At 63.8% G+C, this 13,881-nt stretch carries 12 protein-coding genes; 5 read left to right on the forward strand and 7 right to left on the reverse strand.

Annotated features, from left to right (window positions below; translation table 11 throughout):
* Nucleotides 1-266: 266 nt before the first annotated feature.
* Genes wecB through V6766_RS13355 form a run of 4 tightly spaced genes read left to right on the forward strand, consistent with a single transcriptional unit; the run spans nucleotide 267 to nucleotide 8,032 of the window.
* Nucleotides 267-1,466 (forward strand): non-hydrolyzing UDP-N-acetylglucosamine 2-epimerase, encoded by a 1,200-nt coding sequence (gene wecB / locus V6766_RS13340; protein ID WP_448467152.1) that lies wholly within the window; start codon nucleotides 267-269, stop codon nucleotides 1,464-1,466.
* Entirely contained in the window at nucleotides 1,463-3,706 is a 2,244-nt protein-coding gene (locus V6766_RS13345; protein ID WP_448467154.1) for a cellulose biosynthesis cyclic di-GMP-binding regulatory protein BcsB, read from the forward strand. Before wecB ends, V6766_RS13345 begins: the two co-directional genes overlap by 4 nt.
* Before the next feature lie 10 nt (nucleotides 3,707-3,716).
* On the forward strand, nucleotides 3,717-5,891 hold the full coding sequence (locus V6766_RS13350) for a glycosyl transferase family protein (RefSeq protein ID WP_448467156.1): 2,175 nt from the start codon (nucleotides 3,717-3,719) through the stop codon (nucleotides 5,889-5,891).
* Nucleotides 5,892-5,893: 2 nt separating this feature from the next.
* On the forward strand, nucleotides 5,894-8,032 hold the full coding sequence (locus V6766_RS13355; protein WP_448467158.1) for an NfrA family protein: 2,139 nt from the start codon (nucleotides 5,894-5,896) through the stop codon (nucleotides 8,030-8,032).
* A gap of 32 nt (nucleotides 8,033-8,064) precedes the next feature.
* Here V6766_RS13355 and V6766_RS13360 read toward each other — a convergent pair whose 3' ends face one another.
* The 7 genes from V6766_RS13360 to V6766_RS13390 form a co-directional block, all read right to left on the reverse strand.
* A complete protein-coding gene (locus V6766_RS13360) occupies nucleotides 8,065-8,913 on the reverse strand; it encodes an MOSC domain-containing protein (protein ID WP_448467160.1) in 849 nt (282 codons plus the stop codon).
* 13 nt (nucleotides 8,914-8,926) lie between these two features.
* A complete protein-coding gene (locus V6766_RS13365) occupies nucleotides 8,927-9,886 on the reverse strand; it encodes a mechanosensitive ion channel family protein (RefSeq protein ID WP_448467229.1) in 960 nt (319 codons plus the stop codon).
* Between the two features lie 62 nt (nucleotides 9,887-9,948).
* Nucleotides 9,949-10,491 (reverse strand): tyrosine phosphatase family protein, encoded by a 543-nt coding sequence (locus V6766_RS13370; protein WP_448467162.1) that lies wholly within the window; start codon nucleotides 10,489-10,491, stop codon nucleotides 9,949-9,951.
* Nucleotides 10,488-11,120, reverse strand: a complete 633-nt coding sequence (locus tag V6766_RS13375) for a YfbR-like 5'-deoxynucleotidase (protein ID WP_448467164.1) — start codon at nucleotides 11,118-11,120, stop codon at nucleotides 10,488-10,490. Before V6766_RS13375 ends, V6766_RS13370 begins: the two co-directional genes overlap by 4 nt.
* A 4-nt stretch (nucleotides 11,121-11,124) precedes the next feature.
* Nucleotides 11,125-11,943: a CAF17-like 4Fe-4S cluster assembly/insertion protein YgfZ gene (gene ygfZ, locus V6766_RS13380; protein WP_448467167.1), complete on the reverse strand. Its 819-nt coding sequence runs from the start codon at nucleotides 11,941-11,943 to the stop codon at nucleotides 11,125-11,127.
* Between the two features lie 191 nt (nucleotides 11,944-12,134).
* On the reverse strand, nucleotides 12,135-12,392 hold the full coding sequence (locus V6766_RS13385; protein ID WP_018066457.1) for a hypothetical protein: 258 nt from the start codon (nucleotides 12,390-12,392) through the stop codon (nucleotides 12,135-12,137).
* A gap of 126 nt (nucleotides 12,393-12,518) precedes the next feature.
* Entirely contained in the window at nucleotides 12,519-12,962 is a 444-nt protein-coding gene (locus V6766_RS13390; RefSeq protein WP_448467169.1) for an NUDIX hydrolase, read from the reverse strand.
* A 79-nt stretch (nucleotides 12,963-13,041) separates the two neighbouring features.
* Here V6766_RS13390 and V6766_RS13395 point away from each other — a divergent pair, with 79 nt between their 5' ends.
* Nucleotides 13,042-13,782, forward strand: coding sequence for an SOS response-associated peptidase (locus V6766_RS13395; protein WP_448467171.1), 741 nt, complete (start codon nucleotides 13,042-13,044; stop codon nucleotides 13,780-13,782).
* Nucleotides 13,783-13,881: the final 99 nt, after the last annotated feature.

The following is a 13,881-nucleotide window of genomic DNA, read 5'->3' on the forward strand; positions in this document are numbered from 1 at the left end:
CGTTTGAAAACCGGTCCGGTTGGCCTTGTTTGGTTGGTCATGGCTCACCTTGCCTGATTTTCGTCCACGATGCCACAGCGCTCTTCCACCTGCGAGACCAACCGCCGGCGCGAAGGTCTGACTGCTGCCGATCTGGCTGTGACTTCCGGCGCGCCCAATGCGGAAGGTTAACGAAATGTAACCCGCAGAAAAGACACGTTTGCCCAATAGTCGGGTCTCCCGATCCGGACCCACCGGAGCCTTCTGTTTTGAATCGGAGCAAGAACTTGACCAGGATTCTCTGTGTTTTCGGCACTCGCCCGGAGGCCATAAAGATGGCTCCGGTGGTCAATGCGTTGAGGTGTGATAGCGCTATCACAACTAAGGTTTGTGTCACCGGTCAACATCGCAGCATGCTTGATCAGGTGCTGTCGCTTTTCGAAATCAAGCCGGATTTCGATCTTGCTGTCATGGCGACCAACCAGGGGCTGAATGCCCTCAGCGCGAAGGTGATCGCCGGTCTCGACCAGGTGTTCGAAGAGGCGCGGCCTGATGTCGTCCTGGTCCACGGCGATACCACCACGGCCATGGCGGCGGGCATTGCCGCCTTCCATCGCGGCATTGCCGTCGGGCATGTGGAGGCGGGGTTGCGAACCTACGATCTTTCGAAGCCCTGGCCCGAAGAGATGAACCGGCGGCTCGTCGATGTCGTTTCGGCCTATCACTTCGCGCCCACCCTTTCGAGCGCGCGCAATCTCGCGGGCGAGCACCTTCAGGGCAGGGTTGTCGTCACCGGCAATACGGTGATCGATGCGCTCAGGGAGGTTGCGGCCCGCATTCGCGGCGACGCGGACCTCAGGGCCCGGCTGGACGCCGATTTTCCGTTTCTGGATTCTGAGCTGAAGACCCTGCTTGTCACCGGGCATCGTCGCGAAAGTTTCGGTGGCGGTTTCATCAATATTTGCAGGGCGCTGCGCGAACTCGCCCGGCGCGAGGATCTGCAGATCGTCTATCCCGTGCACCTCAATCCCAATGTCGCGGGGCCGGTGCAGGAAATGCTGGGCGACCTGAACAATGTGCATCTGATCGCGCCGCAGGCCTCTCTCGAATTCGTCTATCTGATGGAGCGCTCCCATATCATCCTGACCGATTCGGGCGGCGTGCAGGAGGAGGCGCCTTCGCTTGGAAAACCCGTTCTGGTGATGCGCGACGTCACCGAGCGACCGGAAGCGCTTGCGGCCGGCACGGTGAAACTGGTGGGAACCGACACCGCGCGCATCATGCGCGAGGTCGTGCACCTTCTGGACGATCCCCGCGCCCATGCGCTCCAGTCCGCCGCGATCAACCCCTATGGCGACGGCAAGGCCGCAGAACGCATCGTCGATACGCTTGCCGGACGCGCCGTCATTCCCTTTGCCGCGGAGCCCGCCCCGCATGCCCGCCCGCGCCACCTGCGCGCTGTTTCCTTGAGGACTGCCACGAAATGAAAAACACCAAAATCGCCCTCTCCAGGAACGCCACGATCGCCGTTCTGCTTGCGAGCACGGTGGCGCCAGTCCTGCTGGTTCCGCACGTAAGCCATGCCGGTGCCATCGCCGATACGCTTGCGGCGGGGACCAAGGACCGGGTGATCACCCGCAAGGTCACGCTGGAGGACCTCGGCATCGGCACGCCGGTGACGCTTGGATCGACCGGGGCCGAACGCGATATCTATATTCCCGTCCCGGCGGGCGTTGAGCTCATCGACCCCACGCTTAATTTCGAAGGCCGTTACCTGCGGGCGGATGGCGGACAGACCACCTATACGCTTTCGGCTGACGATCGTATGCTGCTTGCGCGCTCGCCGACGGATGATGGCGGCGCGGCCGATGCCAGCATCGGCATCGATGGCGCGGCCCGCGACAACGGCTTCGTCCATCTCAATGTGAACTGGTCCTCTGCCACCGGGCAATATTATTGCGACGATGCGCGACCGATCGGCAACATGCTCGAGATCGAGCCGGACACCTATCTGGAATATGGCTACGCCGCCTCCGCGGTGAAGAATATCAGCACGGCATGGTCGGCGCTTCCTACCGAGGTGACGCTGCTGGTTTCGGGCAACCACCTCGACAGGAACAGCTATGATGCCGCCTGGCGCATCGGAACCGCCCTGCAGCGCGACGGCAAGACCGTCAGGACCATCGCCTTGCCGCAGGTGGGGGACCGGGTCGACACCGCCGCGTTGACGGTGCCGCCATCGCTTGCCGGCGTTCCGGCGTTCAAGAGCCTTACGGGCGGCGGCGAGGTGCAGATCGCCAGCGAAGCCGTGATCGGCGCGCTGATGCTGCTGGACGCTCCGCAATTCAGCGCCGATATCGCTGTTGCCGACGGCGCGATGGCTGAGCAGTTGAAATCCGCGCTCGATGCTGTTTCGGCGGAAATTGTCGATGCCGACGGCGCTGCTTCCGCTGCTCTCGCGACCATCCGGCAGGATCTCAATTCGCTTGGCCAACCCGTCGGCGCCGACACTGTCGGGCTCCGCACGCTTTCGGGCCGGCCGGTCATCGCGGTTGCGCCGGATGCGAGCAATGCTGCGGTAGGCCTGTTCGATACGGTGTGGCGTCAATCGGCGGTATCGGGAGACCTCACGCTTGGCGCTGCGGCGATGCCGCCGGGGGCGGGCGACGCCATTGCGCTGGGTGCGCTCGGCAAGGCGCCGAGCCGGCTCGACGTCGTGGCAAGGGGCGACTGGTCGACGCAGTTCGACCTCGGCACGGCTGCACCCGGAAAGGTGCCGAGCCGGCTCGACCTCGCCGTCTCGGCGGCCCCCGGCGCAACCGCGACGCTGCCGGTCGCTTCTGTCTCGATCAACGGCTATCTGCTGGGGGCCAAGCAGTTGGAGGCCGACGGCACGCCCGAACAAATCTCGGTCGCCATCCCCGCCTACACTTTGCTGCCGCGCAATGTCATCAATGTCGAGTTCCAGCGCCAGCCCGCGAGCGACCAGTGTCGCGAAGTCCCGCAGGCCTATCCCGCCGCGGTATTGCCGGATAGCCGAATCGTTTTCAGCGACGCCCCCAAAGCCAATGGCTTCACCACGCTCGTGGCAAAGCTGGCGGGCGACAGCGAGGTCGCCGTGCCGGCGGCATGGCTGGACAACGCGCTGGAGACGCTGCCGACGGTGACGAGCGTCGCCGATGCCGCGGGCATCGCGCCCGCGCGCGCCGAGTTTGCGGTCGTCGATACCGCCACGGCGCCGGTGCCGGACAAACCCTTCCTGTTCTTCGATATCACGCCCGAAAAGGGTGCGGACCGCGTCAGCGTCACGGGCAACAAGATCACGATCGACTCGGCGCGCGGCGAGCGGCTTTTCGATGCCGCCGGGCTTTCGGACGTTTCGGTCGCCGAGGCCGTGCTCGACCAGAGCCAGCCGGGCCTCTACTATCGCACGGTCGGCGCCGGGGCCGATCTCGGCAAGCCGTTCAGCTTCGGCCAGGGCGATGTCGCCGTCATCGGCGAAGGCGGTGTTCTGACGGCGCTGAATGCCAGCGGCAACACGGTCTATGCCGCCTCCGGTGCGCCGCTCGACCAAAGCAACGGGTCGACGCTGCGACTGCTCACCAGTCCGAAATTCTGGCTGGAACAGGCGCCATGGGCGCTTACGACACTGATCATCGGCGGCTTCATCGTTCTTGTACTGCTGGCCGGTATCGCGCGCCGCAGGACCCGGGACAAGCGGGACTAGGCCGACAATCATGGAGCTCTACTGGCCATTCCTGTTCGCCGACTATTATCGGTTGCTGGAGGATTTCACCGCGATCATCGCGGTGATCATCCTGCTGTCGTGCCTCGACGATCTTTTCATCGATGCGATTTTCTATGCGCGGGCGATCAAGCGGCGGTTCGCGGCCAGGAAACACCACTACCAGCCGCTTCAGCCGGAACAGCTTCATAACCGACCCGAACAGCATATGGCGATCATGGTGCCCGCCTGGCTGGAGCATGACGTGATCGCGGCCATGATCGAGGGCATGGTGCGCACGCTCGACTACCGGAACTACACGATTTTCGTCGGCACTTATCGCAATGACCGCGCCACGATCGACGAGGTCGAGCGGATGCGCAAGCGTTACCGCCAGCTTGTGCGGGTCGAGGTTCCCCATGACGGGCCGACCTGCAAGGCGGACTGCCTCAACTGGGTGGTTCAGGCGATTTTCGCCCATGAGAAGACGCACGGCATCACATTCGCGGGTACCATTCTGCATGACAGCGAGGACGTTCTTCATCCGCTGGAGCTGCGTTTCTTCAACTACCTGCTGCCGCGGATCGACCTGATCCAGATTCCTGTGAACTCGCTGGAGCGCAACTGGTACGAGCTCGTGGCCGGTGTGTACATGGATGAGTTCGCCGAATGGCACGGGAAGGATATCGTCGTGCGCGAGGCTCTGTCAGGGATGGTGCCGTCCGCCGGCGTGGGGACATGTTTCTCGCGCAAGGCCTTGCTCACCCTTTCGGCCGAAACAGACAATCAGCCATTCAACACCCAGACGCTCACCGAGGATTACGATATTGGCGTGCGGCTTGCCGAACACGGCATGCGCTCGATCCTCGCGCGGTTCACCGTCGACTATAAGATGCGGCGCAAGAGCTGGTTCGGCTTTGGGCCGGAGCGCGAGAAGACTGTCCGGATGCCGCTTTGCGTTCAGGAGTATTTTCCCAACAGGTTCCGCACCTCCTATCGCCAGAAGGCGCGGTGGTCGCTTGGCATCTGCTTCCAGGGCTGGGCCTATTTCGGCTGGTACGGTTCGCTGGTCGACCGCTATTTCCTGCTCAGAGACAGAAAGGCGATCGTCACCAGCTTCGTCACCGTTTTCGCCTATCTGCTTGCGCTCCAGTATATCGTCTTCCATTTCGCCATCAGCTTCGGCCTGTTTACAACGACATATCCACCGCTGCTTTCGGTTCACGGCTGGGTCGGCACCGTGCTGATTCTGAACGCGATCGCGCTGGTTCTGCGGGTCGTTCAGCGCTTCTATTTCACGTCGCGGACTTTCGGCTGGGAGCATGGATTGCTGTCGATCCCGCGCATGGTTGTCGGAAATTTCGTGAACTTCATGGCGATGGCGCGCGCGCTCAAGCAGTATGTCACCCACCTCGTGTCCGGCAAGCGACTGGTCTGGGACAAGACCATGCACGACTTCCCGTCGGGCGACGGACTGGTGGAGCGCAGCGCCAGGCTCGGCGATCTGCTCGTCACCTGGCAGGCGATCGACGGTGCCCAGCTTGATCAGGCGCTGGCGAAGCAATATCAGCAGCGCCGCCCGCTCGGTCGTATCCTGCTCGATGAAGGCTGGCTTCATGAGGAGGTGCTGGCCGAAGCCGTGGCTTTCCAGGCGGGTCACGAGATGCGGACGATCTCGGAAGACGACGTCCTGAACGCCCGGGGCCGGCTTTCCACCGATCTCTGTCTTCGCTTGCGCGTCCTGCCGGTGCAGGACGACGGGCACGCGATGCTGGCGACGGCGGTGCCGCTGGAGCCGCAGGCGCTCGCCGAAATCGTCGCGGCGTGCGGCGAAACGCCGACAATCTGCATTGTCCGCGACAGCCAGATATCGGCGGGTCTGGACCTTCTTTGCGAACGCGATATCGCGGACGGCCGACGCGTTTCTCGCCCTCTCAGTAACGAGATGCCGCGTCTTGGCGATATTCTCGTCGAACGAGGCGATATCTCCCCGGAAGCGCTGCGGGCGGCGCTTGCCGATTATTCTCCCCAGCGCGACGGACTGATCGGGGCCTATCTCTCCGCGCGGGATGTGGTCTTCAACCAGGCGATCGAGGAGGCGCTGGCCGAGCAGCGCCGCAGGATCGAGCGGTTGCGCGAGAACCGGACGCTTTCGCCACTCCAACCTGTTACCGGAAAGGCGATATGAACATGGCAGCGACAAACACGAAACGCTCATTCCGCAATGCCGCGTCCCGGCTCGCCCTGTCGGCCGCTTTTGCGGCAATCACGCTCTCCATGGCTGCGCCTGCCGTTTTGGCCGACGACCAGTCTCCGGCGCCGCTCTCGCAGAGCAGTCCGGCCTATCAGGCGGCCGATGAGGCTTATCGGGCCTACAGCGCGGGCGATTATGACACGGCTGTGGAGGAGGCCAGGAAGGCCGTTGAACTTGCGCCCGATCATGAGGCCTACAAGACCCTGCTGAAGAATGCCGAGACCGCGCGCGACCTAAAAAATCAGCCGGACGCGGCAAGCGGCGGCGTTTCGGAAACAAGCCCCGCCTATGAGGCTGCGGACGCCGCCTACAAGGCCTATGCCGCCGGCCAATACGGCAAGGCCCTGGATCAGGCCAGGAAGGCCGTGGAGCTCGCGCCGGACAATGCCGACTATCAGACGCTTCTGAAGAATGCCGAAGCGGCGGCGAGCCGGCCGCCAGCCAGAAAGGCAAGCCCTGCCGACCGGCAGGCGGACGCGGCCTATGCCGCCCAGCGCAAGGGCGATCTGGCAAGCGCTGTCGACCATGCCCGCAAGGCCGCCCGGCTTGCGCCCGGCAATCTGTCCTTCCGCCTGCTGCTGATCGATCTGCTGAACGGCGAGGGCGACACGAAGGCCGCGATGGCGGCGACGGATCAAGCGATCGCGGCGCTTGGCGACAAGCGCGAGCTTCTGCGCCGGCGCGGCGTTCTGGAACAGAAGAGCGGCGATCAGGCTGCGGCGCTCGCTGATTTTTCGCGCGCGCTGGAGCTTCCCGGCCCGGCGGGCGGCGAGCGCCAGCTCAGGCTGGATCTCGCCGCCGCGGCAATGGCGACCTCGGACCCCTTGCTGGCCTATCGGACGCTGCAGCCGCTTGGCGATGCCGCCGGCTACGGTGTCTGGCTGCAACGCGGCGAAGCCTTGACCGCGATGGCGGATTATGATGCCGCCGATATCGCGCTCGACCGGGCTGGCGCACTGGCCGGTAGCGAGATCGAGCGGGCGGACGTTGCCGCGGCGGAAATCAGGCTTGCCGCCGCCAAGGACGGCAAGCGGCAAGCGAGGGCGATGTTTGCCGAGGCCTCGGAGGACGGCGCGCTCGCGCCGCTCGGTTCCGCCGATATTGCCTATCTTGCCGCGAGCGTCGGCAACAAGGACATCGCCTATCAGTCCTTCAAGAACGCCTATGATCAGGGACAGTTGCGGGGCGCGCAACTGATCGACGCCGGTTACGCCGCCGTCAGGGACTATCGCAACGAAGAAGCGGTCGACCTTTTCAAACAGGCGATCGACCAGGCCGATGCCGGCGTCTTTCCGCTTTCCGAAACCGAACGCTTCAACCTACGCCGCCAGATCGGCGACGTCTCGCGCCAGTGGGGCGCCTATGCCAGCGTGATCTACGGCACCAGCAGCATCTCGGATGGCTATCTTTCCCCGGCAGCCTCCTCCGGCGAGGTGATGCAGGTGGGGACGGAAATATACTGGCGACCGCCGATGTTCGGCTATCGCGACGGGCGCACGGTCGACTTGTTCCTGCGCCAGTTCACCACGCTTTATGATTCGCTCGACGGTCCGGTTGGCGCTTCGACCATGCAGGGCGCGGCGGGGATCCGGATCAAGCCGTTCTCCGATTACAATTTCATTGTCGAGGGCGCGCGCTACTTCAAGATCGGTCGCGACAGCCGGGACGATTACCTGCTGCGGGCGGCAATCTCCGGCGGCTTCAACACCGACCTGATGCCGGAAATGTCCTCATGGTGGACCGGCCAATATTTCGGCGAGGTCGGGCGCTATCTCGAAAGCAACCAGAACTTCGCCGACGGCTACGCGCAACTGGGCCGCAGCTTCAAGCTTGGCGGCGACGACGGAAAATTCGTACTCACGCCCTATCTCGGGATCGCCGCCGACTATAACAGCACCGACGCCAATGAATTCGCGCTTGGCGCCGGCCCCGGCGTCAAGCTCAGCTACTGGTTCCGCGAAAACAAGTACGAGGCGCCGATGTCGCACATCGACCTCAACGTGCAGTACCGCGCGCGGCTGGGCGGAGACGATAGGGCGCAAGGTTGGTTCGCGAGCCTCGGCCTGTCATTCTGACGGCAGTAAGGCGGTCGTGCCCGACGCCGTATTCAAGCCCGCTTCTTCACCGGCCAGCGCTCTGCCGTGCTTTTGGTGACAGTGACCGGGTCGCCGACGCGCAGCATGCCTTCGCCGCGCGGCACCGCGTTCCAGCCGAACAGCGGGCCGGGCACCCGGCGGTCTGCAGACATGCGGAGCCGTCCGAGCGCGGGCAGCGGGTTTGCGCCTTCGCGCGAGCCGGTGGTCTGGTCCTGCGTGGTCATGATGCAGCGGGTGCAGGGCTTGACGAAATCAAACGCGATGCCGCCGATTTCGATGCCCGCCCAGCCATCCTCCGCCCAGGCCTCGTCGCAATCGACCACGATATTGGGCCGGAACCGCTCCATGCCGACTTCTTCCGCGCCATGGGCCTTCAGATCGGCATTGAGCGCGGCAAGCGACCCGGTGGTGGTGACCAGCACCTGAAAACCGTCGGCGAAGGAGACCGGCGTTTCGTCGCTTACCCAGTCGCGGCTTGCGATGCGGCTTGCGACGTTGTCGAAGAAGGCGAGGCGGACGGGACGGTCGAACCAGTCCGAAAGCGTGGCATCGGCCGCGCCGGTGCTCGCTGCCGCATTGACGATGTCTTTCCATACGGTGACATCGATCCGGTTCTCGGACGAAGGCCCGGTTTCGATTTCGCCCTTGCCCTCCATCGAGAGCTGAAGCCCGTCCGGCCCCGGACGCGCCGTTATCCGGGCGAGCGCGGGCAGGTCGCGCTGGGTGATGAAACGGCCATCCGGCTCCGTCAGAACCGCGATGCGATCGCCCTCAAGGCCGCTTGCACGGCAAAGCGCGGCATCGAGAGGGATGCCGCGCGCGCTTTTCATGGGGTAGATGTTGAGTTGTGCGACTTTCATCGCCGGGCTCCGATCATTCGGGTTGTTTCTTTGCACTGGCCCTGGCCGCTGGCTTGTTCGCTGCCTTGCGTGCCGGCTTATTTTCTGCCGTCTCAGCCTGTTCGTTTTTTTCAGGCTTTACCGGGAGTCCATCATCGTCGAGCGTGGAGAGCGTGACCTGCGGGAACGGTATCGAGATGCCGGCGTCGTCGAAGGCGAGCTTGGCGTCGCGGGTCATCACATGGGTGGTCTTCCACCACAGCGGGCCGGGCACCCAGTAGCGCATGGCCACCACCACGGCGCTGTCACCGAGTTCCTTGACGAAGGCGTAAGGCTCGGGATCGGAGAGCACGTTCTCGTTGTTCTTGGCCAGATCGAGCATGATGTCGATCGCCTTGCGCAGATCGTCCTCATAACCGATGCCGATGGCGAGTTCGTGCATGCGCTGGGCGACGCGGGAATAATTGGTGATCGAGACATTCCAGAGCGTCGAGTTCGGTGCAAGCCGGTAGAGGCCGTCGAAGGTCTTGAGCTCGGTGGCAAACAGGCCGACCTCCTGCACCGTACCGTCTATGGAGCCGGTCGAGATATATTCGCCGACCTTGAAGGGGCGCAGCACCAGCAGCATGATGCCGGCGGCAATGTTCTGCAGCGTGCCTTGCAGGGCGAGACCGATGGCGAGGCCGGCGGCGCCGAGAGCGGCGAGGATCGAAGCGGTCTGCACCCCGAACTGGCCGAGCACCATGACGATGACGATGGTGAGAATGCCGTAACGCGCGATCGCGCCGAAGAAACCGGCCAATGTCTTGTCGACATTGTCGAACTTCATGAACGCCGTCTTCACGGAGCGCTGGGCGATTGCCGCGACGATCCAGCCGACGATCAGCAGGATAATCGCGCCAAGCACCGAGAACGCGTAGGTGACGACCAAGGCCATCATCGCTTCGGCAAAATCGCTGGATGCATTTAGAAGGTCGGCGGCTTGCTTCTCGATCGAATCCATCAATCAGTCCTTATTAATTCATCTCAAATATTTCGGCCAAGGGTACGGATACTCTACCTATGGCGCAACGGTGCGATGGCAAGATCGTCGAGATCAAGTCTGAAAGGCGCGTTGAGCCGACATTCGCGGCCGCGGCCGATATCCTTGACGGCGGCAGTGAGCCGGCCGCCGCGTCCAAGCGCCTCATCGCCGAGCGCCGCCAGCCGCCTGTTTGGCGTGGCGGAGGGGGAGGCCTTACGCAACGCCTTCGCCAGCCGGTCGTCATCGATGTCGGGCGAGACCGCAAGCGCGGCGATCATGGCCGCTGCCGGTGAACGCGAGACGCCCAGCCAGCAATGCACCAGCAGCGGGCCATTGCCGCCCCACTGCCGGGCGAAATCGATGATCTGATCCACATGAGCCCGTTCCGGCGCCACGAGGTCGCCGGCGCCGGCAAAGGCGATGTCGTTCATGCGCAGAACGAGGTGGCGGTCGATCATGCCGGGCCGGGCGAAATCATGACCCGCGGCCATCAGCGAGATCATTTGCCGGCAGCCGTGTCGGGCGGTCATCTCGCCGATCCGCTCCAGCGGCGAAACGATGATCGCCCCGCTCATTTGGCGGATTTCTTTGCCGTTTTCTGAAGGGCGGCGCGCGCTGTCTCAATTTCGTCGAACCGGTTGAGAAAGCGGCGCTGGGCAAGCGCCGTCGGCATCGGTTCGATCGGCAGCATTTCGACGGAGACGCCATTCGGCTCTCCGAAGAACCGTTTGGCCTCGGAAATCGAGAAGCCGGCGAGGCTGATCGATTCGAAATAGGCCGCGATCTTGTCGGCCGCCTTGATCTTGGCCTTCAGCGCCGGGCGGGGATGCGGCGGCAGGCCGAAGCGGAGGTGCACGGCCGCCTCCAGCCGCTTCTCGACAGCCTTGTAGCCGCCGCCGACGACCGCCTTGAACGGCGAGATCATGTCGCCGATGACATATTCCGGCGCGTCGTGCAGCAGCGCCGCCTGGCAGTCGTCGGCATTGGCCTGGTTGAGATGGCAGAACACCGCCTCGACCACGAGCGAGTGCTGGGCGACCGAATAGGCGTGCTCGCCGAGCGTCTGGCCGTTCCAGCGCGCGACCCGCGCCAGACCATGGGCAATGTCGGAAATCTCGACATCGAGCGGCGAGGGATCCAGAAGATCGAGCCTGCGGCCCGAGAGCATGCGCTGCCAGGCGCGGCTGTCGTTCTTCGGCGGCATCGTCCTATTTCGCCCCGGATGCTTCGAGCGTGATGCCGCTCCAGCCATAAGGCGTTACGGTGACCGCAATATCGCCGGCTGTCAGGCTTTCGGCCGAGGCCGCCCGGTCGATCCGGAGGATAGCCATCGCCGCATCGCCCGCGACCGAGCCGATTTCGCCGGCGGGCTTGCCATCCGCAAGGACCGTCGTGCCGGAAGCGGGGAGGGCTTCCGCGCCGCGCACCATCACCAGCCTTCGCCGGGCGGTGCCGCGATGCTGCATGCGCGAGACGACTTCCTGGCCGACAAAGCAGCCCTTCTTGAAGGAAACGGCGCCATTCCTGTCGAACAGAAGATCATGCGGGAAGGCGTCCTGCGGGGCGTAATCGGCATGCATTTCCGGCACGCCCGCTTCGATTCTCAGCGCGGTGTAAGCTGCGGCGTCCGGAGCGCCATGGCGGCCGGGCAGACGCTTTACAGTCATGCCGGCGGGCGAGAAACGCATATCGGTCACGGCGGCTTCGGGCGCGTCGCCGGTGAAGACCGTCACGCCGTCGGTCTCCTCCTGCGCGATCGTCACCTTGGCGCGCAATTTGTAAAGCGTCAGCCGCTGCAGCAGGTTGGCGGCGTCTTCGCCATGGGTTTCGATCGTAAAACCCGTATCGGTCCGGCTGATCAGGAAGTCGAACATCACCTTGCCCTGCGGCGTCAAAAGCGCGCCCGGCCAGGCCTCGGCGGGGCCGCTGCGGTCGAGATCGGTGGTGATCAGGTTCTGCAGAAAATGTTCGGCGTCATCGCCGGAAAGCGTGATGACGGCCCGTTCCGGAAGGTGGATCTCAGCCATGATCGTATCCTCTGGCATGCCGGTAGTAGTCCACAGGCAGCAATTGAAAATGTAGGGTCGCAGGCGCGGCCCGCAAGGCGCTCATGCGTCAAACGCCCGGTCAACGGGACAATTGCCCGTGTTGTCACGCGGCGCGAGGGATTCGTCAATGGTGGAAGACTCGGGCCGCTGATGCCCGAAGGACGATGGCGCTATTGCAGGATGCGTTCGGGCGAAAACTCGCCGGCGAGCATGCGTTCGCGCAGCGATTCGAGCATGGCTTCCGCGCCTTCCTCGCCGATCATCCGCACGGTTTCGCGCATGGCAAGCGCAAGCGCCGCATCGGCGATGATCTCGGGCTCGATGCCATCGGCAACGCCGTCGGCCCAGGCTTCGTTCTGATATTCGAGAGCCACCTGCATCTTTTCGCGCACGATCATGTCGTCGATCTCGTTGGCGTTCGGCTTCATCGCATATCCTTGTCGGCTTCGTCTTTGATGGTCATGCTACCAATTTTTTCGCGCTCGTGTCAGAGCGGCCGTCCGAAAAAGTGAATTTCCGGTTAATCGCAGCGCTTTAGCGCTTATTTCACGGCGCTAATGTGCTTCTTTCGCCACAGTGTCGCGGCGTTGCCGATCCAGCGCTTCCGCGCATTCGCGCACGCTCGAAGGCACGTTGAGCCGCGCGATATCGGCGAGCGTGAACCAGCCCAGATCGTCAGCATCGTCGGCTGCCGCCGCGATCGCGCGGTCATCCGCCTCTGCTAGGAAGACGCTGAGTCGATAAAGGCTTGAAACCGCGCCGGATTCAGTCCTGTCGATCAGGTCGTAAACGGAAAACAGCTTTACATTTTCAGCGGTTAGGCCGGTTTCTTCCTTCAATTCGCGAATCGCCGCCTGTTCCGCTGTTTCGCCCGCTTCCGCCTTGCCGCCCGGAAAGGCGTACATGGCTTTCGCCGGCGGATTGGCGCGACGCACCAGCAGGAACGTGTCTTTCCGGCGGATGATCACCGAGGAGGCGGGCTTTGGCGTCTCTGTCATGCTATATACGGGTGGCAATGCCCAATGGATGTTTCAGGGAAGGCGCGCCTTCCATTTTCAGGATGAGTTTCAAAGCGCAATGTGTGGACGTTTCGGCCTGATAGCAACCCCCGAGGAGGTGGGCGAGGCTTTCGACATTACCGGTATCGAGCCGTTCCCGCCGCGCTATAACATCGCGCCGTCGCAGCCGATCCTGATGGTCGTCAGCGCTTCGGAGCTGACCGGCGGCGGGGAGGGGCGCAATGCGCTGCTGGTGCGCTGGGGGCTGATTCCGGCATGGGTGAAGGATGCGCGGGAGTTCTCGCTGTTGTTCAACGCGCGCAGCGAAACCGCGGCGGAGAAACCGGCCTTTCGCGGCTCGATGCGCCATTTCCGCACGCTGGTCCCTGCTTCCGGCTTTTTCGAATGGCGTAAGACTGGCGGCGGTGCGCAACCCTACTGGATCCGCCCGCGCCATGGCGGGGTGATCGCCTTTGCCGGCCTGATGTCGCCGTGGCTGGGCGCGGATGGCACGGAGATCGATACCGGCACGATCCTGACGACGTCTTCCAGCGGCGTGATCGCGCATATCCACGAGCGCTCCCCGGTGGTGATCGCGCCGGAGGATTATGAGCGCTGGCTCGACTGCCGCAATCACGAACCGCGCGAGGTCGCCGACCTGCTGGCGCCGCCGCCCGCCGATTTCTTTGAGGCCCTGCCGGTGTCGAAGGCGGTCAGCAACGCCCGAAATATGGGTGCAGACCTGATCGAGCCGATCGGGCCACCGTTGGTGGAGGGCGAGCCCACGGATGAGGGGCCGGGGCAGATGGACTTGTTTTGACGGCCGGGCGGTTGCCTGAGGGACTCACAGTCCGTCTCCGATTTTCGGTTCGGGAAACCGCGCAGCCCCAATCTCTCCCCTTGAGGGGGAGATGTCGCG

The organism is Martelella sp. AMO21009 (genome assembly GCF_053484295.1).

What these genes read in the sequence shown, in the direction of transcription:
- V6766_RS13345 (WP_448467154.1), top strand. Translation starts at nt 1,463, where the DNA reads ATGAAAAACACCAAAATCGCCCTCTCCAGGAACGCCACGATCGCCGTT.
- V6766_RS13350 (WP_448467156.1), top strand. Translation starts at nt 3,717, where the DNA reads ATGGAGCTCTACTGGCCATTCCTGTTCGCCGACTATTATCGGTTGCTG.
- V6766_RS13355 (WP_448467158.1), top strand. Translation starts at nt 5,894, where the DNA reads ATGGCAGCGACAAACACGAAACGCTCATTCCGCAATGCCGCGTCCCGG.
- V6766_RS13360 (WP_448467160.1), bottom strand. Translation starts at nt 8,913, where the DNA reads ATGAAAGTCGCACAACTCAACATCTACCCCATGAAAAGCGCGCGCGGC.
- V6766_RS13370 (WP_448467162.1), bottom strand. Translation starts at nt 10,491, where the DNA reads ATGAGCGGGGCGATCATCGTTTCGCCGCTGGAGCGGATCGGCGAGATG.
- V6766_RS13375 (WP_448467164.1), bottom strand. Translation starts at nt 11,120, where the DNA reads ATGCCGCCGAAGAACGACAGCCGCGCCTGGCAGCGCATGCTCTCGGGC.
- ygfZ (WP_448467167.1), bottom strand. Translation starts at nt 11,943, where the DNA reads ATGGCTGAGATCCACCTTCCGGAACGGGCCGTCATCACGCTTTCCGGC.
- V6766_RS13385 (WP_018066457.1), bottom strand. Translation starts at nt 12,392, where the DNA reads ATGAAGCCGAACGCCAACGAGATCGACGACATGATCGTGCGCGAAAAG.
- V6766_RS13390 (WP_448467169.1), bottom strand. Translation starts at nt 12,962, where the DNA reads ATGACAGAGACGCCAAAGCCCGCCTCCTCGGTGATCATCCGCCGGAAA.
- V6766_RS13395 (WP_448467171.1), top strand. Translation starts at nt 13,042, where the DNA reads ATGTGTGGACGTTTCGGCCTGATAGCAACCCCCGAGGAGGTGGGCGAG.